This is a genomic window from Lentzea aerocolonigenes (genome assembly GCF_000974445.1).
In the GTDB taxonomy this organism is placed as follows: domain Bacteria; phylum Actinomycetota; class Actinomycetes; order Mycobacteriales; family Pseudonocardiaceae; genus Lentzea; species Lentzea aerocolonigenes.
In genome coordinates this window covers 252867-278236 of sequence record NZ_BBOJ01000004.1, presented here as the reverse complement: position 1 = coordinate 278236, position 25370 = coordinate 252867, and the positions used below count along the sequence as shown (strand labels likewise).

27 protein-coding genes are annotated in these 25370 nt (G+C 69.3%); 13 read left to right on the top strand and 14 right to left on the bottom strand.

The window, feature by feature from the left end; translation table 11 throughout:
- Positions 1-52 precede the first annotated feature (52 nt).
- Entirely contained in the window at positions 53-1075 is a 1023-nt protein-coding gene (locus AOM45_RS09620; RefSeq protein WP_030465067.1) for a ketoacyl-ACP synthase III family protein, read from the bottom strand.
- Positions 1076-1663 (bottom strand): NAD(P)H:quinone oxidoreductase, encoded by a 588-nt coding sequence (gene wrbA / locus AOM45_RS09615; RefSeq protein WP_030465066.1) that lies wholly within the window; start codon positions 1661-1663, stop codon positions 1076-1078. It abuts the gene before it with no gap.
- 111 nt (positions 1664-1774) lie between these two features.
- Here wrbA and AOM45_RS09610 point away from each other — a divergent pair, with 111 nt between their 5' ends.
- Positions 1775-2380, top strand: coding sequence for a response regulator transcription factor (locus AOM45_RS09610; RefSeq protein ID WP_030465065.1), 606 nt, complete (start codon positions 1775-1777; stop codon positions 2378-2380).
- Between the two features lie 248 nt (positions 2381-2628).
- Here the strand turns inward: AOM45_RS09610 and AOM45_RS09605 are convergent, their stop codons facing one another.
- From AOM45_RS09605 to AOM45_RS09590, 4 genes are all read right to left on the bottom strand, one after another.
- Positions 2629-4857 (bottom strand): sensor histidine kinase, encoded by a 2229-nt coding sequence (locus AOM45_RS09605; protein ID WP_162185597.1) that lies wholly within the window; start codon positions 4855-4857, stop codon positions 2629-2631.
- A 129-nt stretch (positions 4858-4986) separates the two neighbouring features.
- Complete coding sequence (locus tag AOM45_RS09600; RefSeq protein WP_030465063.1) at positions 4987-5628, bottom strand: hypothetical protein; 642 nt, start codon at positions 5626-5628, stop codon at positions 4987-4989.
- Positions 5629-5653: 25 nt separating this feature from the next.
- Positions 5654-7906 (bottom strand): TOMM precursor leader peptide-binding protein, encoded by a 2253-nt coding sequence (locus tag AOM45_RS09595; protein ID WP_030465062.1) that lies wholly within the window; start codon positions 7904-7906, stop codon positions 5654-5656.
- Complete coding sequence (locus AOM45_RS09590; protein WP_156093543.1) at positions 7903-8085, bottom strand: hypothetical protein; 183 nt, start codon at positions 8083-8085, stop codon at positions 7903-7905. Before AOM45_RS09590 ends, AOM45_RS09595 begins: the two co-directional genes overlap by 4 nt.
- A gap of 210 nt (positions 8086-8295) precedes the next feature.
- Between AOM45_RS09590 and AOM45_RS09585 the strand changes: the two genes are divergently transcribed.
- The 8 genes from AOM45_RS09585 (at position 8296) to AOM45_RS09550 (ending at position 14877) form a co-directional block, all read left to right on the top strand.
- Positions 8296-9102, top strand: coding sequence for an AfsR/SARP family transcriptional regulator (locus AOM45_RS09585; RefSeq protein WP_030465060.1), 807 nt, complete (start codon positions 8296-8298; stop codon positions 9100-9102).
- Positions 9103-9261: 159 nt separating this feature from the next.
- Positions 9262-9513: an acyl carrier protein gene (locus AOM45_RS09580; protein WP_030465059.1), complete on the top strand. Its 252-nt coding sequence runs from the start codon at positions 9262-9264 to the stop codon at positions 9511-9513.
- Between the two features lie 33 nt (positions 9514-9546).
- On the top strand, positions 9547-10482 hold the full coding sequence (locus AOM45_RS09575; RefSeq protein WP_030465058.1) for an aromatase/cyclase: 936 nt from the start codon (positions 9547-9549) through the stop codon (positions 10480-10482).
- On the top strand, positions 10482-10688 hold the full coding sequence (locus AOM45_RS09570; protein WP_030465057.1) for a hypothetical protein: 207 nt from the start codon (positions 10482-10484) through the stop codon (positions 10686-10688). Before AOM45_RS09575 ends, AOM45_RS09570 begins: the two co-directional genes overlap by 1 nt.
- A 24-nt stretch (positions 10689-10712) precedes the next feature.
- Positions 10713-11420 (top strand): beta/alpha barrel domain-containing protein, encoded by a 708-nt coding sequence (locus AOM45_RS09565; protein WP_030465056.1) that lies wholly within the window; start codon positions 10713-10715, stop codon positions 11418-11420.
- The gene (locus AOM45_RS09560; protein WP_030465055.1) at positions 11417-12685 is read left to right on the top strand and encodes a beta-ketoacyl-[acyl-carrier-protein] synthase family protein; all 1269 of its coding nucleotides are present in this window, start codon (positions 11417-11419) and stop codon (positions 12683-12685) included. Before AOM45_RS09565 ends, AOM45_RS09560 begins: the two co-directional genes overlap by 4 nt.
- Positions 12682-13896, top strand: coding sequence for a ketosynthase chain-length factor (locus AOM45_RS09555; RefSeq protein WP_030465054.1), 1215 nt, complete (start codon positions 12682-12684; stop codon positions 13894-13896). Before AOM45_RS09560 ends, AOM45_RS09555 begins: the two co-directional genes overlap by 4 nt.
- 63 nt (positions 13897-13959) lie before the next feature.
- Positions 13960-14877: an acyltransferase domain-containing protein gene (locus AOM45_RS09550; protein ID WP_156093542.1), complete on the top strand. Its 918-nt coding sequence runs from the start codon at positions 13960-13962 to the stop codon at positions 14875-14877.
- Positions 14878-15025: 148 nt separating this feature from the next.
- Here AOM45_RS09550 and AOM45_RS09545 read toward each other — a convergent pair whose 3' ends face one another.
- Positions 15026-15802 (bottom strand): cyclase family protein, encoded by a 777-nt coding sequence (locus tag AOM45_RS09545; RefSeq protein ID WP_030465052.1) that lies wholly within the window; start codon positions 15800-15802, stop codon positions 15026-15028.
- Between the two features lie 88 nt (positions 15803-15890).
- Here AOM45_RS09545 and AOM45_RS09540 point away from each other — a divergent pair, with 88 nt between their 5' ends.
- From AOM45_RS09540 to AOM45_RS09530, 3 genes are read left to right on the top strand one after another with little or no spacing between them, the layout of a single operon-like run.
- Positions 15891-16193, top strand: a complete 303-nt coding sequence (locus AOM45_RS09540) for an antibiotic biosynthesis monooxygenase family protein (protein WP_030465051.1) — start codon at positions 15891-15893, stop codon at positions 16191-16193.
- Entirely contained in the window at positions 16190-17176 is a 987-nt protein-coding gene (locus tag AOM45_RS09535) for a CaiB/BaiF CoA transferase family protein (protein WP_156093541.1), read from the top strand. Before AOM45_RS09540 ends, AOM45_RS09535 begins: the two co-directional genes overlap by 4 nt.
- A gap of 47 nt (positions 17177-17223) precedes the next feature.
- Positions 17224-18153, top strand: coding sequence for an LLM class F420-dependent oxidoreductase (locus AOM45_RS09530; protein WP_030465049.1), 930 nt, complete (start codon positions 17224-17226; stop codon positions 18151-18153).
- A gap of 179 nt (positions 18154-18332) precedes the next feature.
- On the opposite strand, the gene AOM45_RS09525 is transcribed toward AOM45_RS09530, so the two are convergent.
- The 6 genes from AOM45_RS09525 to lpdA all read right to left on the bottom strand — a co-directional run bounded on the left by AOM45_RS09525 (position 18333) and on the right by lpdA (position 24357).
- Positions 18333-18731: a hypothetical protein gene (locus AOM45_RS09525; RefSeq protein ID WP_030465048.1), complete on the bottom strand. Its 399-nt coding sequence runs from the start codon at positions 18729-18731 to the stop codon at positions 18333-18335.
- Positions 18732-18905: 174 nt separating this feature from the next.
- Positions 18906-19634 (bottom strand): lipoyl(octanoyl) transferase LipB, encoded by a 729-nt coding sequence (lipB, locus tag AOM45_RS09520; RefSeq protein ID WP_030465047.1) that lies wholly within the window; start codon positions 19632-19634, stop codon positions 18906-18908.
- The gene (locus AOM45_RS09515; RefSeq protein ID WP_059362314.1) at positions 19591-20169 is read right to left on the bottom strand and encodes a phosphatase PAP2 family protein; all 579 of its coding nucleotides are present in this window, start codon (positions 20167-20169) and stop codon (positions 19591-19593) included. The genes lipB and AOM45_RS09515 overlap by 44 nt, the downstream gene beginning before the upstream one ends.
- The gene (locus tag AOM45_RS09510; RefSeq protein WP_030465045.1) at positions 20166-21056 is read right to left on the bottom strand and encodes a TIGR01777 family oxidoreductase; all 891 of its coding nucleotides are present in this window, start codon (positions 21054-21056) and stop codon (positions 20166-20168) included. Before AOM45_RS09510 ends, AOM45_RS09515 begins: the two co-directional genes overlap by 4 nt.
- 119 nt (positions 21057-21175) lie before the next feature.
- Positions 21176-22918 (bottom strand): 2-oxoglutarate dehydrogenase, E2 component, dihydrolipoamide succinyltransferase, encoded by a 1743-nt coding sequence (sucB, locus tag AOM45_RS09505; protein WP_030465044.1) that lies wholly within the window; start codon positions 22916-22918, stop codon positions 21176-21178.
- Positions 22919-22968: 50 nt separating this feature from the next.
- Positions 22969-24357 carry a dihydrolipoyl dehydrogenase gene (lpdA, locus tag AOM45_RS09500; RefSeq protein WP_236703261.1) on the bottom strand — a complete coding sequence of 463 codons (1389 nt, stop codon included), beginning with the start codon at positions 24355-24357 and terminating at the stop codon, positions 22969-22971.
- A gap of 179 nt (positions 24358-24536) precedes the next feature.
- On the opposite strand from lpdA, the gene AOM45_RS09495 reads away from it, so the two are divergent.
- Positions 24537-24863 (top strand): oxidoreductase, encoded by a 327-nt coding sequence (locus AOM45_RS09495; RefSeq protein WP_030465042.1) that lies wholly within the window; start codon positions 24537-24539, stop codon positions 24861-24863.
- On the opposite strand, the gene AOM45_RS09490 is transcribed toward AOM45_RS09495, so the two are convergent.
- The gene (locus AOM45_RS09490) at positions 24860-25324 is read right to left on the bottom strand and encodes an OsmC family protein (protein ID WP_030465041.1); all 465 of its coding nucleotides are present in this window, start codon (positions 25322-25324) and stop codon (positions 24860-24862) included. The genes AOM45_RS09495 and AOM45_RS09490 overlap by 4 nt on opposite strands.
- Positions 25325-25370 lie beyond the last annotated feature (46 nt).

Here is a 25370-nt window from a genome sequence, read left to right as displayed (position 1 = left end):
GGGTGTCGCCTACATCCAGCCAAAACCCTCTGGGATCCCGCTTGAACCGCGCTCAGGCCGCCCAGGACGGCTTCGCGTCGATCTCCACGACCGCGCAGCCCCAGCTGTAGCCAGCGCCGACGCCGAACAGCACAACCCGCTGCCCAGGACGGGCCCTGCCGGTGTCGACGAGGTGGCCGAGTCCCGCGAACTGGTCGCCCGCGCCGAGGTGCCCGACCGTGCGGCTCCACTCCCACGTCGTCCGCGCGGGGTCGATGTCGTAGGGCCGCAGGTAGTTCACGTCCAGCCGGCGCCTGCCGAAGTGCGGCAGCACCACCCAGTCGGCGTCGCCGAGCTTCATGTCCGCGTCGGCCAGCGCTTCCTCGACCGCGGCCGCCTGGCCGGCGTTGGCCCTGTTGATGCCGAAGGAAAGTCCGAACTTCTTCGCGAACGCGTGCTTGGCGGCCTCGAAGTCCACCGGCATGCGGTGCGAGAACGGCGCGAGCCCCATCGGTTCGTCACCGCGGTGCAACGGCTCCAGGTCCGAATCCGCGTTGATGGCCAAGGAGAGCAACCGCGCGTACCCGCCGCGCCGCGACAGCACGACAGCGCTCGCCCCGTCCGCGTAAGGGGTTCCGGGATCGGTGCGCCACCGGTCGATGCCCGGCAGGCAGAACCGGTCGGCCGTGGTCAGCAGCGCGTCCCGGCCAGGGCTCAGGTACCGCACGGCGAGGTCCAGCGCGGCCATGCCACCGTTGGACATCTGCCTGATCTCCAGCGCCAGGCAGCTGTTGCGGACGGTCTCGCGCTGGATGTAGCTGCCGACGGGCCACAGGTCCTGGCCCTGGTGGTAGGTCGTGGCGTGCAGGATCAGCTCGACGTCCTCGCCGGTGCTGCCGGCGCGCGCGAGTGCCTGCTGGGCCGCGCGAACACCCATCTCGGCGGCCGACTCGTCGGGGGAGTACGCGACGCTCGTGACGTCCGTGCGCGCCACCAGCTTCGGTTCGCACTCGCCGGAGTCGATGGCGTCCTGCACGTTCAGCGTGGCGGGCAGGCGGATCCCGTTGCCCCGCACGTAGATGCCGTCGACGCGCACTCAGACCTCCTTCAGCGCACGGGCGACGCGCACGACCCGTTCGGCCTGCACACGGGCGGACTGCAACGCGATCTCGCCCACGGGCTTGTTGTCAGAGCCGAGCACGTGAGAGGTGCCGTACGGGTTCTCGTTGAGCCCCGGCGGCACGATGATCCCGCCGAAGTGGCACACCATGTTGTAGATCGAGACCAGGGTGGTCTCCATGCCGCCGTGCGTGCTGCCGCCCGACGTGAAAGCGCTGTACACCTTGTGCACCAGCCGGCCCTGGAACCACGCGGGCCCGAGCGTGTCGATGAACTGCTTGAGCTGCGCGGACATGTTGCCGAACCGGGTGGGCGTCCCGAACAGCACGGCGTCGGCCCACAGGACGTCCTCGACCGAAGCGACCGGAACGTCCTGGGTCGCGGCGAGGTGGTCCGCCCACGCCTGCCGTGATTCCACGGCGGCACGCGGCGCGAGCTCGGCCGCCTTGACGAGCCTGACCTCGGCACCCGCCTTCTCCGCCGTCTCGGCGATCTCGGTGGCGATGCGGTGGATCGTCCCGGTGGACGAGTAGTAGACGACGGTGACGTTGACGCTGCGTTCCATGGCGGGATCCCTTTCGCAAGGCAGGTCCCCACCACCGTTGCCGGTACACCTCGACGCGGCGTCGAGCGCGGCCTGAACGCCGGGCGATATTGTGTCGGCCGGAGGGGCGCGATGATCAGGGTTCTGCTGGCCGAGGACATGCACATGGTGCGCGGTGCCCTCATCGCGCTGCTCAACCTCGAACCGGACATCGAGGTCGTCGCCGAGGTGAGCTCGGGGGACAAGATCGTGCCCACGGCGAAGCAGCTGATGCCGGACGTCGCGGTGATCGACATCGACCTGCCGATCCTCGACGGCCTCACCGCGGCCGCGAAGATCCGCGAGACGCTGCCGTCGGTCCGCACGCTGATGCTCACGTCGCTCGGCAGGCCCGGCACGTTGCGCAAGGCGCTGGCGGCCCGCGTGGACGGCTTCCTGCTCAAGGACGCTCCGCCCGGCCAGCTCGCCGACGCGATCCGCGACGTGGCCGCGGGCAAGCGGGTGGTCGACGCGCAGCTGGCGCTCGCCGCGTGGGACCGGGGCGAGTGCCCGCTGACGGACCGCGAGCTGGAGGTGCTGCGCCTGGCCGCGGCCGGGTCGGACGCACCGGAGATCGCGGTCGCGCTGTCGTTGTCGACCGGGACGGTGCGCAACTACATGACGACGATCATCACCAAGCTGAACGGCCGCAACCGGGTGGACGCGATCCGCATCGCCGAGGAAGCGGGCTGGATCTGACGCGTGCAACGAAGTCGCTTCGTTCGACGTGGAGCGGCTCCCAGCACGACGCGCACCTCGCCCTGCCAACTCGCACGCGGGGCCCTTCCGTGCGCTCCTGGAGTACGAAAGCTCCCCGCGTGCGCAAAAATGGGGCTGGTGAGGTTCGTGTGGGTGAACGCGCACTTCGTCAGGACACCGGGTTCCTCGACAAGTGGAGCCTGCAGTTCTGATCGGCCCCGCAGTTCTGTTCGGCCCCGACGCAGGACCTAACCCAGCGGGATCTCCGCGTGCAGCCGGAACGTCCGCTCCGGCGTCGGCCCGGCGTCGAGGCTGCCCCCGAGCGCGCACACGCGGGTCGTCAGGTTCCCGATGCCGCTGCCGCTGCGCGAGTCCCGGTCCGACGAGGGCACGCCGTCGTTGATGATGTCCATCGTCACCCGCTGCGGTGAGCTGCACAGCACGATCTCGCAGCGCTCCGCCTTGCTGTGCCGCAGCAGGTTCGTCACGCCCTCCCGCAGCACCGTCGCGAGCGTCACCCGCACGTCCGTGGGCAGCTCGGTGCACTCGTCGATCCGCATCGTCACGTCGATGTCGGCCGCGGACAGCAACGCCTGCGCGGACTGGGTCTCCTCGTTCAGCGACAGCTCGCGGTAGCTCGACGCCACCGACCGCACGTCCGCGAGCGCCTGCCGGGAGATGTCGAGAACCTCGGTGAGCTCCTGGCGGGCGCGGTCGGGGTCGATCGTGACCAGCCGGTGGGTGAGCTCGCTCTTCAACGTGATCGCGGACAGGCTGTAGCCGAGCAGGTCGTGCAGGTCGCGCGCGAACCGCAGCCGTTCCTGCGTCACCGCCGCCGTCGCGAGCTCCTCCCGCGCCTCGTGCAGCTCGATCACCATGGACCGCAGCCGCGTCAACGCGTACAGCACCAGGCCGTGGTTCATCGTGGCCATCACGCCGTACGCGATGTCGTTCGTGGGAAAGCCGAACGCCGCCTGGATGACGCCCTGCCCGGCGACGACGGCCACGAACCCGACCCAGCCGGACCACCGCGGCAGGATCAGCGCCGCGGAACCGGCGAGGAAGCCCGGCACACCGCCGAGGTTCGGGTTGTGGAACACGAACTGCGGCACGTAGACGCAGACCGCCAGTCCCGCCAGCGCCGCGTAACCGAGCGCGGGGTTGGTCCGCACCCGCGGATGGCTCACGACACCCAGCACCAGCAGGGCGATCAGAGCGCTGCTCACGGCGGAGGAGGCGAACGCGGCCGACCCGATCGGGACGCTGTACGTGGCGAGCGCCGTCGCCATCACGCCGTACCCGATCACCACCGCGGTCAGCAGCACCTGCGCGAACGTAGTCGGGATCGACGGGCCGATCAGGCGGGGACGGCTGGTGGGCTGCTCGGGTGCCGGATCGGCCGGTACCTCGGCGCGCAGCTGGTAGGTGCCGTCCGGGGAGGCTTTCGCGAGCAGCGATCCGCCGATGGCGCTGGTGCGCGTGGCGAGGTTCGTGAGGCCGCTGCCGTGGTCCGTGCTCACCTCGGCGGGGCTGCCGTCGTTGACGATGTCGATCGACACCGTCCTGCCCCTGCCGCTGACGGTGATCGAGCAGCGGGTGGCGTTGCTGTGCCGCAGCAGGTTCGTCACGCCCTCGCGCAGCACGGTCGCCAGCACGGTCCGGGAGCGCGGCGAGAGTTCGGCGTGGTCCGCCTCGATCGTGGCCGCCACGCCGGCGGCGGTGAGCACGGACCGCGCCGAGTTGATCTCGTCGGTCAGCGACAGCTCGCGATAGCTCGACGCGACCGCACGAACGTCCGTCAACGCCTCACGCGCGATGCCGAGGATCTCCGTCAGCTCGCGCACGGCGCGGTCGGTGTGGTCGCCGATCAGCTTGCGGGCGAGCTCCACCTTGAGCGTGATCGCGGACAGGCTGAACCCGAGCAGGTCGTGCACGTCGCGGGCGAACCGCAACCGCTCCTGCGACACCGCGAGGTCGGCGAGCTCCGACCGGGCGGTCTCGAGCTGGTAGACCTGCGACGGCAGCCGCGACAGGCCGTAGACGACCAGGCCCGCGACCAGTGTCGCCGCCGCGGAGTAGGCCAGCACGCCGAGCGAGATGCCGGGAGTGAACTTGGTCGCGGCGTTGGCCACCGCCACCCCGACGAACACGAACCACCGCACGCGGCCGGGCAGCACCAGCAGTGCGCTGCCCGCGAGAAAACCGGGCATGCCGCCCCACGCGTAGCCGAAGAACGGCACCGGCGCGAACACCAGCAACGCCATCGCACCCAGCGCCAGGTACGCCTTGCCGGACCTCAGGTTCGCGCTCGGCCGGGAGAACACCCGCAGCTGCAGGAACCCGATCGAGAGCAGACAGGCCAGCGCGCCCACGATCCGCGCGGGCGTCGCGCCGGCCTGCAGGACGAAGATCAAGGCGTTGCCGAGGTAGTTGGCGAACACCACGGTGATGACGACGTACGCCAAGCGACGGGACACCGATGAGCGTTCCTGTCGCACTGTCACAGCAGCAGCTCCCACGCGAGGGTCGGGACGCGGCCATGATACGGGCGCTTCCTGGGAAGTCTCGTGTTTCGCGATCCTCGATCGGAGCAACATGGCGACGTCTCAACACCTCGCGGCGACGAGCTGCGCACCGGCGAGATAGGCGACGACATCCGCGACCAGCGTCCTGCTGACCTGCAACGACTCCGCGATCTGCGCGATCGTGGTGTCGCTGTCGAGCAACGTCTTCGCGATCTCCGTCGCGGGCGCGCTGTGCAGGATCACCTGGTACTGCCGGCCAGGGCACGTCAGCGCCTGGTCGCCGTTCAGCCGCTCGATCTCGGTGCCCGGCCGCGTGGAGACGATCTCGTCGTCCTCGACGTGCGGCAACGTGAACACGGCGTCACCGGTCACCGCCACGACCGACAGGATCGGCCCGGCGCCGTCGTCGAGCCCGAGCGACGGCACGACGCAACCTCCCAGCTGGTCGAGCGTGTTCTTGAGCCTGCGCCACACGAGGCACGGCCCGCTGCCGGTCTTCCAGCGCACGAAGTTCTCGTGCAGCGCGGAGATGTTCTCGAGCGCGACCGGGCCGAGGCTCATGCGGTGCAACGCCTCCCGCACGATGGGGCTCGGGTCGGCGAGCTTGATCGCGCCCCACCTGCCGTGGACGGTCAGGTGCTCGGCGCCCTCGTCGATGAAGGCGTCCTCGAGCAACGACCACAGCGGGCGTCCCGTGGGGATGTGCGACTGGGTGGGCACCACGGCGCCTCCGCTCCGGGCAGGTGGGTCACATGAACAACGGGATCGGGTTGAGCTCCTCGTACCGGCGGGGCCGGTCCAGGCGCCCCAGTTGTACCGGGACGTCGTAGAGGCGCCCTTGAGCGAACCTCGACCAGAAGTGCCGCAGTCCCGGCACGACCACGCGGACCACGGGAAGACCGATGTCCGGCCTGGTCTGGTCGAGCACCAGCAGCTCCAGCCCGCGGGCCTCCAGCGTGTCCTGGATCGCCCGGATGTCGTCGGCGAGGTCGCGCCGGTGCCGGTAGCCGTGGTGGAACACGTTGCGCGGCGGCTCGGCGGGGTCGGGGGCCAGCCACGGCTGCTCGTCGAGGCGGGTGTGCTCGAACCAGTTCCGCGTGTCGACGTCGAGCGCGTCCAGCCGGACCTGCCCGCAGACCATCGGCATGCACTGGTTCAGCTCGGTGAGCGCCCGGCGTGCGGCGATCCGCGGGTCCAGGTGCGCACCGCAGCCGAGCATGATGTCGTCGCGGGATCCGTTGGTGCGGCGGGAAAGAGCGACCATCACCGGCACGCCGAGGTCGGCGGTCACGTCGAGCAGCCACAGCTCGCGGCCGAGACCCGCGTGCACCTCGCGGCACTCGTCGATCCACGCGTCGTGGAACGAGTCGAGGTCCACCCCCGGCACCGGTGTGCGGTTGTACCACCAGATGGCGACCGAGTCGCGTTCGATCAGCTCCAGAAGTCCTTGCAGCACAGCGTCTTCCAGGCTGCTTCCGGCGGCGCAGCCGTTCGAGTCCGACGTGACGCTCGGCGGGCAGGGGGCGCCGAAGTAGAGCATGCCGGTCGGCAGGAACTTGTGACGTCGTTCGGTGAGCGACCACAGCGGGCTCCAGTCCATCACCTCGTTCTCGTCGAACGGGGCGGTGACGTGCTGGAACGCCGAGTGGGCCGCGTTCCACTCCTCGCGGCCGGCGAACTGGCGCGGGTGGTACTGCTGCACGCTGCCGGGGTGGATCGCGACGTCGCTGAGCGAGGCGTAGCTGGCGCTCACCCTGGCCTCTTCGCCGAACCACGTGCCGCTGCGTCGTTCCACGGCCTCGCACAGCGCGCCGACCTGGGCGTCGAGCGGCGTCACGCCCTTGCCCCCGGTGTCGGCCCGCAGCGACGACCGCAGCCCCTCGACGCCCTCGCCCGCGGCGGCGACGTTCGAGCCGGACATGAACGAGTTGAAGAACGCGGGCCCGCACTCGTTGCGGCGGATCTCCCTCACCACGCCCGTGACAGGCCCGATGAGGTGCCGGTACGTGTCGAGTACCTCCTGCGGTGAGGACGACCGGTGGCCGCCACCCTCGCAGGACCGCTTCACCCGGCTCGTGAGCTCGACCGGCTTGAACGCCCTGCGCGCCACAATCCCCGGGGCGCCGCAGCCGGAGCACTGCGGACGCTGCCGCACCTCGTGCTGCGTGACCTTCATGGTGAGACTGTCGTAGTTCCAGATCGACCGCTGCGCCTCGTGCCGGATTCCGGCGAGCCACTTCGTCGCCTCGACCGACGCGAGGTCGAGCGCCGTCGCCCGCAACGACGGCAGGCCGATCACCGGGCGCGGCGCGGGACCACGTTGTCCGCACCGCGCCCGCACGTGGGCCTCCGCCTTGCGGTTCGCGGAGAGCCTGGTGGCGAGGCACCGCCAGCACGGGCCGTCGCCGGGGGTGAAGAACGGGCCCACGCACACCTGCGCGCCGACCGGCTTGACCAGCAACCACGGGGTGCCGGCCGCCCGGTGGGTCGCGTCGACGTCGCGGAGCTCAGGCGCCAGGTAGTCCTCGCACGCCACGACCGTGAGGTCACCACTCCCCGAGGTGACCGTCAGTCCGTTGCGGTGCAGGGCTTCCACGAGCGCGTCGCGATCGATGCCGCCGATCGCGACCACGGAGACGAGCGACGCCGTTGTCGCCGCCACCGCGTCCGACGGGTCGACCCCCGCCGCGTCCCAGTACGCGAGCGAGGCCTCCGCCGCGGGCGAGCAGTCCTCCGCGCCGCGGCTGCCGATCAGCCCCGCCGCGGCGAGCCTGGTGAGCATGCTCCGCACCTTGTCGGCGGTCAGGCCGGTGGGGGCGTCGCGCAGCAGTGCGGCCAGGTCGCGGGTGCCGTCGAGCAACGGCGCCAGCGACTCGACGTGGCTGCCCGCGATCGCCGTGACCCCGGACTCCCCGAACAGGTAGACGGCCTCACCTCGCACGATCTGCGGGCGGAGGTGCCGTTTGAACCCGATGCGTTGCTCGCCCAGGTCGTGTCTCATGCCGCGAGGACCTCTTCTTGGACCTGGAAGCGGTCACCGGGCGAGGTCCAGCCGCAGCTGGGGACGATCCACGTAGTCCAGTCCATCGTGGCTTCACGGTCGAACTCGTAGATCTTCATGTCGTCGGAGTCGTCGGCGGCGACCGAAGCAAGGTGCTCCACGGTGACGGTGGGGTACATGCGCATCTCCGATGTTTGCGGTTCGATTGACGTGGGTAATCGTGCCGACCAGCGGTAATGGACCGGTAGTTACCGGCTAATGCGCCCCGGTATGAAGTTCTCATACCCGCACCGGGGAGAACTCACCTGACATCGATGGCTGACGCACTAACGCCCTCCCGACCGGCGGATCACACTGATCCAATGGTTCGAGCAGAAGGAGGGACGGCGATGCAGATCAAGGTCCTGGGGCCGGTCGAGGCCAAGGTGAACGGTCGCTCGGTGACGCCGACAGCGGCCAAGCCGAGGCAGATCCTGGCGCTGCTCGCCCTGCACTCCGGCTCGGTGGTGTCCGTGCCGACCCTGGTCGAGGAGCTGTGGGACGACCGCCCGCCGCGCAGCGCGCGCACCACGTTGCAGACCTACATCCTGCAGCTGCGCCGGCTGATCGGCGACGCGCTGGCCACGTCGGAGAACGGCGCCAAGGAGGTGCTCGTCACCCGGTACGGCGGCTACCTGCTCGACGTGCCGGAGGAGGCCGTCGACGTGCACGAGTTCGAGCGCCTCGCCCGTGCCGGCCAGAACGCCTACGACGCCGACGACTTCGCGGCCGCGTCCCGGCTGCTGCGGTCGGCGCTGGAGATGTGGCGCGGGCCCGCCGTCGTGGACGTCCGCCCCGGCATGCCGCTGGGCGTCGAAGTGGTGCGCCTGGAGGAGGCACGGCTCGGTGTGCTGGAGACGCGCATCGAGGCGGACATGCGGCTGGGCAAGCACAAGTCGTTGCTGAGCGAGCTCGCCGTGCTGACCGTGCAGCACCCGATGAACGAGCACCTGTGTGCCCAGTACATGATCTCGTTGTTCCGGGCGGGTCGGCAGTGGCAGGCGCTGGACGCGTTCCGGGCGTTGCGGCGCACGCTCGTCGACGAGCTCGGCGTCGAGCCCTCGGCACGCCTGCAGCAGCTGCAGCACGCGATCGTCACGTCGGACCCGCGGCTCGACCGCGCGGAAGCCCGTCAACTGCAAGGGCTTCTGGCCTGACCTGTTTTCGAGCGGCCCCCGCCACACTGTGGCGCGGGGCCGTTTTTCGTTGTGCGGCAACGACTTCGTTCGAGGAAACCTCCACCGGACTACCAGTGCGCCCTGGCAACCTCGCTGTGTGGGCGAGCGGAAACGCCCAGGTGAGGAAAGGAAGAAGCCGTGAGCGCACTGACCATCGAGGGTCTCAAGGAGATTCTCAACGAGGCCGCCGGCGAGGACGACTCGTTCAAGGCCGGCCAGGACATTCTCGACACTCCGTTCCTCGAGCTGGGCTTCGACTCGCTGGCCCTGCTGGAGACGGTGGCGCTGATCAAGCGCCGGTACGGCGTCGGTGTCGGCGACGACGAGCTCGCGGACATCGAGACCCCGCGCGAACTGCTGGCCAAGGTCAACGGCGACCTCGCGGCCTGACCGCCGGCGAGCCGAGAACGGAGACACGGGGACATGACGCACACCACCACGCACACGGTCATGATCGGTGCCCCCGCCAAGGTGGTGTACGACCTGATCGCGGACGTGACGCGCTGGCCGTACACCTTCGGGCCCACGGTGCACGCCGAGGTGTTCGAGACCGACGGGTCGACCGAGCGGCTGCGGCTGCACGCCTTCGCCAACGGTGACGTGCGCACGTGGACGTCTCGCCGTGAGCTGGACTCGGCGAACCTGCACGTCAAGTTCGAGCAGGAGCGTTCGGCGGCGCCGGTGAAGTCGATGGGAGGGGAGTGGCGGATCGTGCCGATCGCCGACTCGGCGACGCGCGTCGACCTGCTGCACCACTTCACCACCGCGCAGCCGGAAGCGGTCGAGCTGGTCCTGAAGGCCGTGAACAACAACAGCGACGCCGAGCTCGCGGCGCTCAAGCGCGCCGCCGAGCTCGGCGACGACTACGACAAGTACGTGCTGTCGTTCTCCGACAGCATCACGATCCACGCGACCCGCAAGGACGTGTACGAGTTCCTGTACCGGTCGGACCTGTGGCCGCAGCGGCTGCCGCACGTCGCCCGGCTCGACCTCACCGAGGCCGTGACGGGGGTGCAGTCCATGGAGATGGACACGCGCAGCCCGGACGGCTCGATCCACACGACGCACTCGGTGCGGGTCTGCACTCCGCACGACACGATCGTCTACAAGCAGACCAGGACGCCGCCGATCATGGCGGCGCACGTCGGCCGGTGGACGTTGCGGGACATCGGTGACGGCATCGAGGCGGGTGTCGAGGCGACCTCGCACCACACCGTCGTCATCCGTCCCGAGGTCGTCACCGAGGTGCTCGGCCCGGACGGGACGATCGAGCGCGCCAGGGAACTGATCCGCCACGCGTTGGGCACGAACAGCCTCACGACGTTGCGGCACGCCAAGGAGTTCGCCGAGAACGGCTGATGGTCCGGGGGTGGTGGGCGATGGCGTTGGCCGGCGTGGACCTGCTGACCGCCGCGGCCCGTGCCGCGGGTCGCAACGGGCTGTACGTGGTCTCCATGTACCTGGAGAAGGCCGCGGTCGAGCACGAGCGCAAGGGATGCCCTTCTGAGGTGGCGCCCTGTGCTTACGAGATCGAGGCTTCCCGCGTACTGCTGAGCGGCTTCTAGCCGGGTGAAGCGCGGGGGTTCTGGATGGAGCTGTACGACATCTCGCTGCGCCGCACTGGTTTGTCCATTTCGGACAGACTGGTCGCGGCGCGGCGCCTCGACGCGCTCGGCGTCGCGTTCGTCGACGGAGGCCGGCCGGGGCGGTGGTTCTACCACCGTGCCGCTCTGGAACTCCGGTTGCGCGCCGCCATCCTCGTCGCGTCCGGCGGTGCCGAGGACCTCACCTCGCTGCTCGCCGCGGAGACCTCGGCGGTGACGGTGGTTGTTCAAGGGCACGGCATCCCGGTGGTCCGGGACGCCGTGCGTCAACTCGTGCGCGCCGGACGGCGAGTGATCGTCGAGGCGCGGGACTTCTTCGACGGCTGGCTGGTCGACCCCGAACACGCTTTGGAGGTCGTGCTGACGGTCGCGGAGGCGGGGGCGGAAACCGTGTTGCTGCACGACACAGCGGGCGGGCTGTGGCCCGACCAGATCGGCGAGATCGTCGAGGTGGTTGCGGAAACCGGTGTGCCTCTTGGTTTTGGTTGTCACGACGGCTCCGAGGCGTTGCAGTTGTTCGCCGCGGATGCGGGGGCTGGACTCGTACAGGGGTTCTACGCCGTCGTTCGAGGTGGCCTCGATCGGGCCGTTTCACCATCGGTTCAACCGGCAGAAACAGGTGTCGCTCCCGTGCCCTGTCCGAGATTGGAGCAGACCGTGTCCGCACAGAAGGCGATTGGAGGTGTCCGATGAGTCGTCGCGCCGTCATCACCGGGGTGGGCGTGGTCGCACCTGGTGGCATCGGAACGAAGGCGTATTGGAAACTGCTGTCCGAAGGGCGTACGGCGACTCGCATCATCACGCACTTCGACGCGTCTCCGTACCGCTCGCGCATGGCTGGTGAAGCGGACTTCGACCCAGTGCGCGAAGGCCTGACGCCGCAGGAGATCCGGCGGCTCGACCGCGCGGCGCAGTTCGCCGTCGTGGCCGGTCGTGAGGCTCTGGCCGACTCGGGCATCGAGTTCGACCAGCTCGACCCCGGCCGCATCGGTGTCTCGCTCGGCACCGCGGTCGGCTGCACGACCTCGCTGGAGCGCGAGTTCATCGTCGGCTCCGACCGGGGCAAGTACTGGGAGGTCGACCAGTCCTACGCCGTTCCGCACCTCTACGACTACTTCACGCCGTCCTCGATGGCGACGGAGCTGGCGTGGACGGTCGGCGCGGAAGGCCCGGTCTCCGTGGTCTCCACGGGCTGCACCTCCGGTCTCGACTCGGTGGGCTACGCCGCCGAGCTGATCATGGAGGGCAGTGCGGACGTCGTCGTCACCGGCGGCACCGAGGCCCCGCTCTCGCCGATCACCGTGGTGTGCTTCGACGTGATCCGTGCGTCCAGCACCCGCAACGACGACCCGACGACGGCCTGCCGCCCGTTCGACAAGACCCGCGACGGTCTGGTCCTCGGCGAGGGGTGCGCGATCATCGTGCTCGAGGAGCTGGAGCACGCCCGCGCCCGCGGTGCGCACATCTACGGTGAGGTCGCCGGCTTCGCCTCGCGGTGCAACGCCTACCACATGACGGGCCTGCACCCCGAGGGCATCGAGATGTCGGACGCCATCAACATCGCGTTGAAGCAGGCGCGTTCGGACGCCACGGACGTCGGCTACATCAACGCGCACGGGTCGGGCACCAAGCAGAACGACCTGCACGAGACGGCGGCGTTCAAGCGCTCGTTGGGCGCGCACGCCTACAAGACGCCGGTGTCGGGCTTCAAATCGATGATCGGGCACTCGCTCGGCGCGATCGGGTCGCTCGAGATCGTCGGCTCGTTGCTGGCGTTCGAGGAGGGCCTCATCCCGCCGACGGCGAACCTGCACGAGCCGGACCCCGAGTGCGACCTGGACTACGTGCCGCTGGTCGCGCGGGAGGCGAAGGTGAACACGGTGCTGACTGTGGGCAGTGGTTTCGGTGGATTCCAGAGCGCCATGGTGCTCAAGAAGGTGGAAGGGGCAGGCCGGTGACTCGGGCGGTGGTGACGGGAATCGGCATCGCGTCGCCGAACGGGCTGGGGCCGACCGCGTACTGGCGGGCGACCCTGCACGGTGAGGCGGCGATCAAGCCGATCACCCGGTTCGACAGTGCCAACTACTGGGCGAAGATCGCCGGTGAGGTGCCGGGCTTCGAGGCAGGCCGGCACCTGCAGGGCCGGCTGCTGCCGCAGACGGACCACATGACGCGGTTGACGCTGGTGGGCACGGACTGGGCGTTGCGCGGCGCGGGTGTGCAGCCGAACGACATCCCGGACACCGACATCGCGGTGATCACCGCGGCGACGGCGGGCGGGTACGAGTTCGGTCAGCGGGAGCTGCAGAAGCTGTGGCACCAGGGGCCGGAGTACGTCTCGGCGTACCAGTCGTTCGCGTGGTTCTACGCGGTCAACACCGGCCAGATCTCGATCCGCCACGGCACGCGCGGTCCGGGTGCGGTGGTGGTGTCCGAGCAGGCCGGTGGCATCGACTCCATCGGGCACGCCCGCCGTCAGCTGCGCAAGGGCGTCAAGCTCGCGCTGACCGGCGGCATGGACTCCTCGCTGTGCCCGTGGGCGTGGGTGGCGCACCAGGCATCGGGTTCGTTGTCCCGCAACAACAACCCGCGTCGGGCCTACCTGCCGTTCGACCGCGACGCCTCCGGGTACGTCTGCGGTGAGGGCGGCGCGATCATGGTGCTGGAGACGCCGGAGTCGGCGGCCGAGCGTCCCGGCACCCGCGTCTACGGCGAGATCGTCGGGTACGCCTCGACGTTCGACTCGCGGATGCCCTCGCGGGAGCCGGGGCTGAAGCGGGCGGCCGAGCTGGCGTTGCGCGACGCCGGCATGGACGCCTCGGAGATCGACGTCGTGTTCGCCGACGCGGCGGGGATTCCCGAGCTCGACAAGGCGGAGGCCGAGGCGATCAAGGGCATCTTCGGGCCGTTCGGCGTGCCGGTGACGGCCCCGAAGACCATGACGGGCCGCCTGTTCGCCGGTGGCGGGTCCCTGGACGTGGCGTCGGCGATCCTCTCCATCTACTGGAGCGCGATCCCGCCGACCGTCAACGTCGAGAACCCCGTGCCGGAGTACGAGATCGACCTCGTGATGAACGAGGCGCGGCACGGCAAGGTGAAGGCCGCTCTGGTGCTCGGGCGCGGCAAGGGCGGCTTCAACTCCGCCATGGTGGTTCGCGAGTACAGGTGATGTCACCCGCACAGGGGTCGTGAGGTCTTCCTCGCGGCCCCTGTCGCTTTATGGAGGCTTCTTGTGGACGTAGCACTGATGTTTCCCGGGCAGGGGTCGCAGTACCCGCGGATGGCGGCGTCCCTGTACGGCACGGACGCCGTGTTCACCTCGGTGGTCGACGAGGTGTTCGAGCTGTTCGGCGAGGTCGGCTCGGTCGCCTGTGACGACTGGTTGTCCGGGGCCGACGTCGACCACGTGTCCCGCGCGCAGCCGTTGCTGTTCGCGCTCGACTACGCGCTGGGGCGCATGGTCCTGTCGTGGGGCGTCAAGCCCGTCGCGTTGATCGGGCACTCCGCCGGCGAGGTCGTCGCGGCGACGCTGGCGGGCGTTTTCTCGTTGGAGGACGCCGTTTCGCTGGTGCGAGACCGGGTGGTGTCGGCCGTGTCGATCCCGTCCGGCGGGATGCTGGCGGTGGCGGCGTCCGAGGCGGAGCTGATGCCGTACCTGGAAGGCGACGTGGCGATCGCGGCGGTGAACTCCGCCCGGCAGACGATGCTGGCGGGATCGGATGAACCGCTGGCCGCGGTTCGCGCGCGGTTGGAGGCGGACGAGTTCGTCGTGGTGACCGTGCCCGCCACCACGCCGTTCCACAGCCCGGCGATGCAGCCCGCCGTGGACGAGGCGCTGGCGGCGTGGAACGTCTCGCCTTCCGTACCCCGGATGCCCGTGTACTCCGGTTACACGGGCACGTTGATGACTCCGCAGGACGCGCTGTCGCCGCGGTTCTGGACGCGGCAACTGACCGACGCCGTCTACTTCGGACCGGCGCTGAACGACCTGCTGGCGATGTACGACGTGCTGCTGGTGGAGGCAGGGCCGGGGCAGACGCTGACGTCGTTCGCGCGTCGCACGAAGGCCGTGCGGCACGGTGCTTCCCAGGTGATGCCGTTGCTGGACGCGTCCGATTCCGTTGAGGCGGCTCGGGCTCGGCTGGTCTAGGAGGTATAAAAGGGCCGCCCTCTCCGGGAGGGCGGCCCTTTGGCGGCTTCTAGTCGATGCCGCGGACGATGTGGTCTTCGTTCTCGGGTGGCTCGTTGCTGTCCATGGCTTTCACGGTAGGTTTGGTGATTCAGCTCTCACTTGAGAGCTAGTCGTCGAGCAGGGCGACGGCCCTGGTCCAGCCTGCGCCGGCACCCTTGATCTTGACCGGGAACGCGACGACGGTGAAACCGAAGTCCGGCAACGCCTCCAGGTTGCTGAGGCGTTCGATCTGGCAGTACTCGCGGTCGCGGCCGGCGAAGTGCGCGGGCCACAGCACGCTCTCGTCCTTGGTCGTGAGGTACCGCTTGACGATGTCGGGGAACGGTGCGTCGAGGCTGAACGCGTCGGTGCCGATCACCTTGACCCCGAGGTCCAGCAACAGGTTCGTGGCCGGGCCGTCGAGGCCGGTGTAGTCGGTGAAGTAGGTCTGGGTGCCCGCGTGCTCGGCGGCGCCGGTGTCGAGGATGACGACGTCCATGGGCTTCGGCGTGTAGCCGATGCGGGCGAACTCCTTTTCGAGGACGTCCGGGCCGATGACGCCGGTGCCGTGGCCGCGGACGTCGAGCTTCACGCCGGGGTTGTGGAACCACTCCAGCGGCATCTCGTCGATGTGGCGCGGAATTCCGTTGCCGTACGTGGTTTTCGAGCCGTAGTGGCTCGGGGCGTCCACGTGCGTGCCGGTGTGGGAGGTGAGGCTGATCCGGTCCAGCGTGAGGAACTCAGAGTCCCGCAGCACGGACACGTCGAACTCGATGCCCAGCCGTGCCTTGAGCTGCTCGGCCATGTGTTCGGCACCCTGGGCGGCCGTGAGCACCTCGTGCGTCACCGGGTCCGCTTCGTACGCGGATGCGTCAATGTGGGAAGACAGATCGATGATGCGCATGGTGCTGAGCCTGGCGGGCGTTCCTTGAGCACGTCTCAAGACGCGGTGTGCATGGTTTTCCTCAGCTGACACCGTTTCTGGAGGGGCCATGATCACGTTCGTCAACCGCTTCACGCTCACCGGTGACCCCGAGGAGTTCGAGAAGGCCTTCGACGAGACGGCGGCGTTCCTGCGGGCGCAACCGGGCCTGATCAAGTACACGCTGTCGCGCCAGCTCGACGACCCGGCCTCGTACGTCAACATCGCGTTGTGGGAGAGCGCCGACGCTCTGCGCGCCGCGTTGGCGCACCCGGACTTCGGCAACCACGCCAAGGCGATGCGCGGTCTGGCCGAGTCGTCCGGTGCGATCTTCGCCCCGCGTCTCTCGTTCGAATCTTCTGGTGAAGCCTGATGGCTCCTCTGGAAGGTCTTCTCGTCGTCGAGTTCGGTGGCATCGGGCCCGGTCCGCACGGTGCGATGCTGCTCGCGGACCTCGGCGCGGAGGTCGTGCGCGTCGAGCGTCCGTCCGGCGGGCTGTCCGTGGTGCCGGACGCCTCCCGCGACTTCCTGTTGCGCGGCAGGCGTTCGGTGTCGGCGGACCTGAAGTCCGCCGACGGCCGTGCCTCGGTGCTGTCGCTGATCGCGTCCGCCGACGTGGTGATCGAGGGCTTCCGTCCCGGTGTGCTGGAACGGCTCGGTCTCGGCCCTTCCGACTGCCTGGCCGTCAACCCCGGTCTGATCTACGCGCGGATGACCGGGTGGGGGCAGTCCGGACCGTTGGCTCAGCGGGCGGGGCACGACATCAACTACCTGTCGGTGACCGGTGTGCTGCACGCGATCGGCAAGCCGCCGCTGAACCTCGTCGGCGACTTCGGCGGCGGATCGCTGTACCTGGTGCTGGGTGTGCTGGCGGCGTTGTGGGAACGGCAGCGCACCGGCCGCGGCCAGGTCGTCGACGCGGCGATCGTCGACGGTGTGGCGTCGCTGGCGCAGATGATCTGGTCGATGAAGGCGCAGTCGGTGTGGGAGGACGCGCCGGACGCGAACCTGCTCGACGGCGGGTGCCCGTTCTACGCGATCTACGAGTGCCTGGACGGTCGTTCGGTCGCCGTCGGGTCGCTGGAGCCGCAGTTCTACGCGTTGCTGGTGGCCGGCCTGGGGCTCTCCGACCTGCCGGAGCAGATGGACCGCGCCTCGTGGCCGTTGCTGCGCAAGGTGTTCGCGGAGGCGTTCCTGAGTCGCACGCGGGACGAGTGGGCGGAGGTGTTCGGTGACACCGACGCCTGCGTGACCCCGGTGCTGACGCTGGAAGAAGCTGTTTCGCACCCGCATCTCGTAGCGCGCGGCGTCTTCACCTCGGACGGTGCCGCCGCCCCCGCCCCGCGGTTCGGGTAGCTGTCTCAACTGGGCCTGACATCGTTCGCACGACTAAGTTCTTCGTCGTGGAACTGCGCATCTTCACCGAGCCCCAGCAGGGGGCGAGCTACGACGACCTGCTCCGCGTGGCCAGGACCGCCGAGGACGCCGGGTACGGCGCTTTCTTCCGCTCCGACCACTACCTCAAGATGGGGTCGGTCGACGGACTGCCCGGCCCGACGGACCCGTGGATCACGTTCGCCGGACTCGCCCGCGACACGACGACGATCCGCCTGGGCACGCTGATGACGGCCGCGACGTTCCGGTACCCCGGCCCGCTCGCCATCAGCGTCGCCCAGGTCGACCAGATGTCCGGCGGCCGGGTCGAGTTCGGCATCGGCGCTGGTTGGTACGAGGCCGAGCACACCGCGTACGGGATCCCGTTCCCGACGCTGGGAGCCCGGTTCGAGCGCTACGAGGAGCAGCTCGCGATCATCACCGGCCTGTGGGAGACCCCGGTCGGCGGCACGTTCTCGTTCGAGGGCAAGCACTACACCCTGACCGACTCACCGGCGCTGCCCAAGCCCGCGCAGGAACGCGTCCCGGTGCTGATCGGCGGCATGGGCGCGCGTCGGACCCCGGCGCTGGCCGCGACGTACGCCACCGAGTTCAACCTGCCGTTCGTCGGCCTCGACGCCGCCGTGGAGCAGTACGCCCGCGTCGACGCAGCCTGCGCCGAGATGGGCCGCGACCCGCGCGAGATCACCCGCTCGGTCGCTCTGGTCGCGTGCGTCGGCCGCACCGACGCCGATGTCGCCCGCCGCGCCGCCGTGATCGGCCGCGAGGTCGACGAGCTCAAGCAGAACGGCCTGTGCGGCAGCCCCGCCGAGATCGTCGACCGCATCGGCGCCTGGCGTGACGCGACCGGCGTGCAGCGCGTCTACCTGCAGATCCTCGACCTGGCCGACCTCGACCACATCACCGAGATCGCCTCGGACGTAGCGCCCCAGTTCTGATATATCGCCACCGCCGACACACCGCCTGCCCTTTGCAACGAGTCTTTTGCGGACGAAGTCAAAAGACTCGTTGCTAAGGGGGGCGCCGATATATTGGATACTGGTGTATCCGAGCGCCGCGTACTCCGCCGTGAGGTCGTGGTGCGACGCTTGCTCGGCGTGACGCTGGATATCGAGGGTCAGACGAGCGCTTTGCGAACAGCAGCCGGCATCGGCATCACGTGCTTCGCGAAGGGCCGCCGATATCCGATGTACCGCAGCTGGAGCGCCGGGTCGTCGAGGTAGCGCTGCTCCAGCCCGTCCTGTCCGAGCACCAGCTTCAGTCCGCGCCCGAGCATGGACGGCGAGTCGAGCTGGAAGCGGTCGCGCAACACGTCGGCAGCCGCGTGGTCACCGAACTCGAGCGCGGCCCGCCGGACGGACTCGACCGGCACCATCAGGTACGGCTCGTCGGCGCGAACGCCGTCCTGATGCGGGATACCGAATGCGGTCAGCGCCTTCTGGTGCGCCCCGCCGTCGAGCCCGAGGTAGTACTGCTCCCAGTCGCTGACCTGGATCTCGCCACTCCACGTGCGCACCGGTGCGGTGACATCTCCTAGGACATCTCCGGGGACTTCTCCTGGTGCCGCCGCCGCACCAGATGAAGCACCGAATGACGTGATCGCCGCGATACCGGCAGCCGTGAACACCTGGCGTCGAGAAAGCCTCACGACGCACCCTCCTCCGAAATCCCGCAGTTCCCCGCCGCGGGGCTACGGAATGCTAGCGAAGGTGATACCGGGAGCGACGGGGCCACTGCGGGCCAAAGTGCGGTCCGTCAGGGGGAGAGTTCCCTCCAGCGCCGCGAGCACAGCGTCACGGGCGAGCGGCAGCACCTCGGCCACGGTGACGTCCCGGCCGAGCTCGTGCGAGAGCGAAGCGACACCCGCGTCCTTGATGCCGCACGGGATGATGTCGCCGAACGCGTCGAGGCTCGCGTTGCAGTTGATCTCGAAGCCGTGCATGGTCACGCCGCGCTGCACGCGGATGCCGATGGCGGCGACCTTGCGCTCCGGACCGCGGTCGTCGGCGGGAAGCCACACGCCGCTGCGGCCCTCGACCCGGCCGGTGTGCACGCCGAGCTGGTCGCACACGTCGATCAGGCCTTGCTCGATGCGGCGCACGTACTGCACGACGTCGATCGGCTCGGCCAGTCCGACGATCGGGTAGCCGACCAGCTGACCGGGGCCGTGCCAGGTGATCTTGCCGCCGCGGTCGACGTCGATGACCGGGGTGTCGCCACCGCGCGGCCGTTCCTCGTCGAGAGTGCGCCTGCCGCAGGTGTAGACGGGCGGGTGCTCGAGCAACAGCAGCGTGTCGGGACCGGTGCTCTTGGCTCGCTCGTCCGCGATCTCCTTCTGGAGGTCCCACGCCGCCATGTAGTCGATGAGCCCCAGCTCACGGACGACGACGGGGTCTGACGAGGTGCGGCACGAGTTCACGACCCGACGTTACCAACCCCAGAAGCAGTGCGGCCACGAGACCAACGCCCGTCACACCCAGCACCGCGCCGATGACGTCGGTGACCCAGTGCATCTCCAGCACGACCCTGGCGAACCCGGCCACGAGCACCGCCAACGTGGCCCACAGGACGCCCCGTTTCGCCAGCACGACCATCGTGAACCCGACCGACGCGACGGCGACCGTGTGCCCGCTGGGATAGCTCGGCAGATGGTATTCAATCGGCCGTACACGATCGAACAGCCAGCGCGTCAGCAACGTCGCGCAGCACAGCGCGTGCAACGCCAACGCCTTCCACAACCGCAGATCCCGCCGCCGCCACGCGAGCACGAACAGCACCGCCGCGAAGCCCCACCCGATCGTCGGCCCGAGGACCAGGCCCACGATGTATGCAGTCGTTCGCAGCCATTCCGGCCGTGGCATCACGTCGTGCACCCACACGTCGAGCCCGGTGACCTCCGGCATGCCGAGCAGGATCCAGGAGATCACCAGGAGAGCGGCGACTGCACGAGTCATGCCACCGCCGCGCTCAGTGCGGCCGGCAGTGCGGGATGCATGAAGTGGAAGCCGTGGCTCTCCAGCACCTTCGGCGTGAGCCCCGGCCCGCTCAACAGCAGCTCCTGCGCCATCTCGCCGCCGAGCAACGTCTTCAACGCGAACGCCGGCACCACCCACGGCGTCGGCCGGCTCAGCGCCGTGCCGACGGCCTTGGTGAACTCGGCGTTCGTCACCGGCGTCGGTCCGGCGACGTTCACGGGCCCGCGGATGTCGTCGTGTTCGACGACGAACCGGTACGCGGACACGACGTCGTCCAGCGACACCCACGGGAAGAACTGCTCACCCGTCCCGAGCTTGCCGCCCAGGAAGAACTGGAACACCGGCTTCAGCCGGCCGAACACACCACCGGACGGTGAGATGACGACAGCGGTGCGCATGAGCACGACCCGCACGCCGCCTTCCTGCGCCACCGAGGTCGCCGCCTCCCAGTCCTGGGTGAGCCGCGACATGAACGTGTGCCCGCCGGGCGCGCTCTCGTCCGCGAGCCGCGTCCCGGTGTCTCCGTAGAAGTGGGCGCCGGACGAGTTCACCAGCACCGGCACGCCGTGCTCGACGACCGCCGCCGACAGCACCTCGGCCGGCACGACGCGGCTGTCGTGCAGCACCTGCTTGCGCGCGTCGTCCCACCGCTTGTCGCCGATGCCCGCGCCGCACAGGTTGACGACGGCGTCGACGCCGTCGAACGTGCCGTCGTCGATGCGCCCGGCGTACGGGTCCCAGCCGCGTTCGTCCGGCGCGGCGGCCTTGCGGCGCACCAGCCTCAGCACTTCGTGACCGGCGGCGCGCATCGACGCCACGAGGCTTGTTCCGATCAGGCCCGACGATCCCGCGATGACAACTCGCATGCCTAGATCGTTCCGCACTCAACCATCGCCTGCACAGCAGGAGCCGGGCGCAAGGGTGCCGAATGTGCCGAAGGCCACCCCGGCGAACCGGGGTGGCCTTCGAAGCAATATCCGATATATCAGAGGCCGAGGTCGGCCTCGAACGCGCCTTCCTCGAGACGGTTCTTGACCGTCGTGAGGAAGCGGCCCGCGTCCGCACCGTCGACCAGGCGGTGGTCGTAGGTGAGCGCGAGGTACATCATCGAGCGGATCGCGATGGTGTCGTCACCGTTCTCGTCGGTGATGACGACCGCACGCTTCTTCACCACGCCGACGCCCAGGATGCCGACCTGCGGCTGCTGGATGATCGGGGTGTCGAAGAGCGCGCCGTTGCTGCCCAGGTTCGTCAGCGAGAACGTGCCACCCGTGAGCTCGTCCGGGGTGAGCTTGTTCGAGCGGGCGCGCGCGGCCAGGTCACTGATCTTGTGGGCGATGCCCGACAGGTTCAGGTCACCGGCGTTGTGGATCACGGCGTTGAGCAGGCCGCGCTCCGTGTCGATCGCCAGACCGAGGTGCTCGGCACCGTGGTAGGTGACCTCCTTGCGCTCCTCGTCGATCGACGCGTTGAGCACCGGGTGGGCCTTGAGCGCCTCGATGGCGGCCTTGGCGAAGAACGGCAGGAACGTGAGCTTCGCGCCCTCACGAGCCTCGAACGCCTTCTTCGCCTGGTTGCGCAGGCGGGCGATCTTGGTGACGTCGACCTCGAACACCTGGGTGAGCTGGGCCGACATCTGCAGCGACTCACGCGTGCGCTGCGCGACGATCTGGCGCAGACGCGGGAGCTTCTGCACGGTGCCGCGCTTGCCCGAGTTGTCGACCGCGGCCGGGGCGGCGGTGCGAGCAGCCGGAGCGGCCGGGGCAGCGGCGGGCGCCGGAGCCGGGGCCTTCTTGGCCTCGACGGCCGCGAGCACGTCCTGCTTGCGGATGCGGCCACCGACGCCGGTGCCCTTCAGCGAGCCCAGGTCGATGCCGTTCTCCGACGCGAGCTTGCGCACGAGCGGAGTGACGTACGGCGTGCCGTTCGCGTCGTCCGAAGAGGACGGTGCGGCGGGCGCCGGAGCCTGCGGGGCGGGGGCCGGCGCGGCCTGCGGAGCGGGGGCCGGGGCAGGCGCGGGAGCCGGTGCCGGTGCGGCCTGCTGGGGAGCGGGCGCCGGAGCCGGAGCGGGAGCAGCGGCCGGAGCCGGGCTGCCCGAACCGATGACGGCGAGCTTGCCGCCGACCTCGACGGTCTCGTCCTCACCCGCGGTGATCTCGAGCAGCGTGCCCGCGACCGGCGACGGGATCTCGGTGTCGACCTTGTCGGTCGAGACCTCGAGCAGCGGCTCGTCGACCTCGACGCTGTCGCCGACCTGCTTCAGCCAGCGGGTGACGGTGCCCTCGGTGACGGACTCGCCGAGCGCGGGCATGGTCACGTCGGTGCCCTCGGCCGAACCACCGGACTGGGCCGGGGCCGCAGCCGGGGCGGCTTCCTGCACGGTCTCGGCGGGCGCGGCGGACGGCTGCGTCTGCTGTGACGTTTCCTGGGGTTCGGGCGCGGACTCCTGGGCGGGAGCCGGTGCGGGGGCGCTTTCGGCGCCGCCACCGTCACCGTCGCCGATGACGGCGAGCTCGCCGCCGACCTCGACGGTGTCGTCCTCCTGCGCGACGATCTTCTGCAGGACGCCCGCCGCCGGGGACGGGATCTCGGTGTCGACCTTGTCGGTGGACACCTCGAGCAACGGCTCGTCCACCTCCACCCGGTCGCCTTCCTGCTTCAACCACCGGGTGACCGTGCCCTCGGTGACGCTCTCACCGAGTGCGGGCATCTGGACGGAGAAGGCCATTGTTCGCTGACTCCTCGTGCTCTCGTGTGGCTGACTTGGATGGGGAACGGTCAGCCGTGCACGTGCAGCGGCTTGCCGGCCAGGGCGAGGAAGGCCTCGCCGAGGGCTTCAGTCTGGGTCGGGTGGGCGTGGATCAGCGGAGCCACGTCCTCCGGGTAAGCCTCCCAGCTGTAGATCAGCTGGGCCTCACCGATGAGCTCGCCGACGCGCTCGCCGACCATGGTGACGCCGACGACGGGGCCGTCGGGAGCCTTCACGAGCTTCACGCCACCGGAGGTCTTGAGGATCTGGCTCTTGCCGTTGCCCGCGAGGTCGTAGATGAACACCTCGGCGGAGCCGTACTTCTCCTTGGCCGCGGCCTCGGAGAGACCGACGGAGGCGACCTCGGGCTTGCAGTAGGTGACGCGCGGGATGCCCGCCTCGTCGATCACCTTCGGGTTCTGGCCCGCGATCTCCTCGGCCACGAAGATGCCCTGCTGGAAACCGCGGTGCGCGAGCTGCAGGCCCGGCACGATGTCGCCGACCGCGTAGACGTTCGGCAGGTTCGTGCGCAGACGCTCGTCGGTGATGACGAACCCGCGGTCGATCTGGACGCCGGCCTCCTCGTAGCCGTGACCCGCGGTGTTCGGGCCGCGGCCGACCGCGACCAGCAGCAGGTCGGCGTCGAGGACGTCGCCGTTCTCCAGCGTGATGGACACGCCCGAGTCGGTCTGCGTGGCGCCGGTGAACTTCACACCGGTCTTGAACTTGATGCCGCGCTTGCGGAACGCGCGCTCGAGCTGCTTGGACGCGTACTCGTCCTCGGCGGGCACCAGGCGGGGCAGCGCCTCGACGATGGTCACGTCCGCGCCGAACGAACGCCACACGCTCGCGAACTCCACACCGATGACGCCGCCGCCCAGGACGACGACCTTCTCCGGGATGAAGTCCAGGTTGAGCGCCTGGTCGCTGGTGATGACCCGGCCGCCGATCTCCAGGCCGGGGAGGCTCCGCGCGTACGAACCCGTCGCGAGGACGACGTTCTTGCCGACGTAGCGCCGGCCGTTCACCTCGACGGTGTTCGGGCCGACGAACGTGCCCGCGCCCTCGACGAACGTGACCTTGTTGGCCTTCGCCAGACCCTGCAGTCCCTTGTAGAGACGCGAGATCACGCCGTCCTTGTACGAGTTGACGCCGGCGATGTCGATGCCCTCGAGCGAGCTCTTCACACCGAACTGGTCGCCTTCGCGGGCGTTGTCCGCGACCTCGGCCGCGTGCAGCAGCGCCTTGGTCGGGATGCAACCGCGGTGCAGGCAGGTGCCACCCAGCTTGTCCTTCTCGACCAGGACGACGGACAGGCCGAGCTCGGCCGCGCGGAACGCGCAGGCGTAGCCACCCGATCCACCGCCGAGGATGACGAGATCGGCGCTGGTGGCCGACTCCAGTTCCGGCGAAGTCACTTCGGATCTCCTCGGGATTACTTACTACGCGCGGGTGCGCGCGAGGTACGCGGCCATCTTGTCACTAGTTCTCCGAGCATGGTGATCCGGCATGGGCCACCACGCCCGAAACTGATCATTCACCCACTCATAACACCCCTACCTGGCACCATGGTGGAGGGAAGCGCTGGAGGTGCTCGATGGGGTTGTTCGATCGTTTTCGCAGGAAGCCGCGCCCAGGTGTGCTGCGAACCGCCTCCAACCAGGACACGAGCCACCTCGAACACTGGGCGGCGAGCCGCCAGGGCGTCGAGGCCTATGTGGAGCCGAAGACCACGGTGACCGAAACCACTGTGGTTCTGATCGCTCACGACGGCGAGTGGACCCGTCGCCGCGTCGCCTCCCCGGACGCCGCGCGCTCGTTCGCCCGCAAACTCGGCATGCCGATCTACGACGCCGGCATCGTGGGTTACCCGAAGCGCATGCGCGACTACACCGCGCGCAAAAAAGCCGCCGGAGATCTCTAGCCCTTCACCGTCGGTTCGTGCCGGACGGGGAAATTGACGCTCGCCGCGATGAAGCACATCGAGTGCGCTTTCTCGTGCAACGCCTGAGCCGTCTCCCTGGTCCCGGGATCGGCGACGGACACGACGGGGTTCAGCGTCACCTCGGTGAACCGCCCGGACCCGTCGGGGTGCTCGGCCATCGTGCCGGTGGCGTGGTCGCGGTAGTCGGTGACGACGACGCCGTTGACCGACGCCAGGTGCAGGTACCAGAGCATGTGGCACTGCGACAGCGAGGCGACGAGCAACTCCTCGGGGTTGTACCGGCTGCGGTCACCCCGGAACGACGGATCCGATGACCCGAGAATCGTCTCTTTGCCCTCGGCCAGAACTTCGTGCGCGCGTTCATACGCCTTGTACCCGGAAGTCCCGCTACCGGTGTTTCCGGTCCACACGACATCGACCTCGTACTGATGCGTCCCCATGTGGAAATCCTCCTCTCACCGGGCCGTCCCACCTAGCCCCGAGACA

Bases quoted from the DNA above. Each gene is read 5' to 3' on its own strand.
- AOM45_RS09510 (WP_030465045.1), bottom strand. From the start codon at position 21,056: ATGCGAGTTGTCATCGCGGGATCGTCGGGCCTGATCGGAACAAGCCTC.
- AOM45_RS09585 (WP_030465060.1), top strand. From the start codon at position 8,296: ATGCAGATCAAGGTCCTGGGGCCGGTCGAGGCCAAGGTGAACGGTCGC.
- wrbA (WP_030465066.1), bottom strand. From the start codon at position 1,663: ATGGAACGCAGCGTCAACGTCACCGTCGTCTACTACTCGTCCACCGGG.
- AOM45_RS09590 (WP_156093543.1), bottom strand. From the start codon at position 8,085: ATGTACCCCACCGTCACCGTGGAGCACCTTGCTTCGGTCGCCGCCGAC.
- AOM45_RS09490 (WP_030465041.1), bottom strand. From the start codon at position 25,324: ATGGGGACGCATCAGTACGAGGTCGATGTCGTGTGGACCGGAAACACC.
- AOM45_RS09595 (WP_030465062.1), bottom strand. From the start codon at position 7,906: ATGAGACACGACCTGGGCGAGCAACGCATCGGGTTCAAACGGCACCTC.
- AOM45_RS09495 (WP_030465042.1), top strand. From the start codon at position 24,537: ATGGGGTTGTTCGATCGTTTTCGCAGGAAGCCGCGCCCAGGTGTGCTG.
- AOM45_RS09575 (WP_030465058.1), top strand. From the start codon at position 9,547: ATGACGCACACCACCACGCACACGGTCATGATCGGTGCCCCCGCCAAG.
- AOM45_RS09545 (WP_030465052.1), bottom strand. From the start codon at position 15,802: ATGCGCATCATCGATCTGTCTTCCCACATTGACGCATCCGCGTACGAA.
- AOM45_RS09570 (WP_030465057.1), top strand. From the start codon at position 10,482: ATGGTCCGGGGGTGGTGGGCGATGGCGTTGGCCGGCGTGGACCTGCTG.
- AOM45_RS09515 (WP_059362314.1), bottom strand. From the start codon at position 20,169: ATGACTCGTGCAGTCGCCGCTCTCCTGGTGATCTCCTGGATCCTGCTC.
- AOM45_RS09565 (WP_030465056.1), top strand. From the start codon at position 10,713: ATGGAGCTGTACGACATCTCGCTGCGCCGCACTGGTTTGTCCATTTCG.
- sucB (WP_030465044.1), bottom strand. From the start codon at position 22,918: ATGGCCTTCTCCGTCCAGATGCCCGCACTCGGTGAGAGCGTCACCGAG.
- AOM45_RS09540 (WP_030465051.1), top strand. From the start codon at position 15,891: ATGATCACGTTCGTCAACCGCTTCACGCTCACCGGTGACCCCGAGGAG.
- AOM45_RS09610 (WP_030465065.1), top strand. From the start codon at position 1,775: ATGATCAGGGTTCTGCTGGCCGAGGACATGCACATGGTGCGCGGTGCC.
- AOM45_RS09560 (WP_030465055.1), top strand. From the start codon at position 11,417: ATGAGTCGTCGCGCCGTCATCACCGGGGTGGGCGTGGTCGCACCTGGT.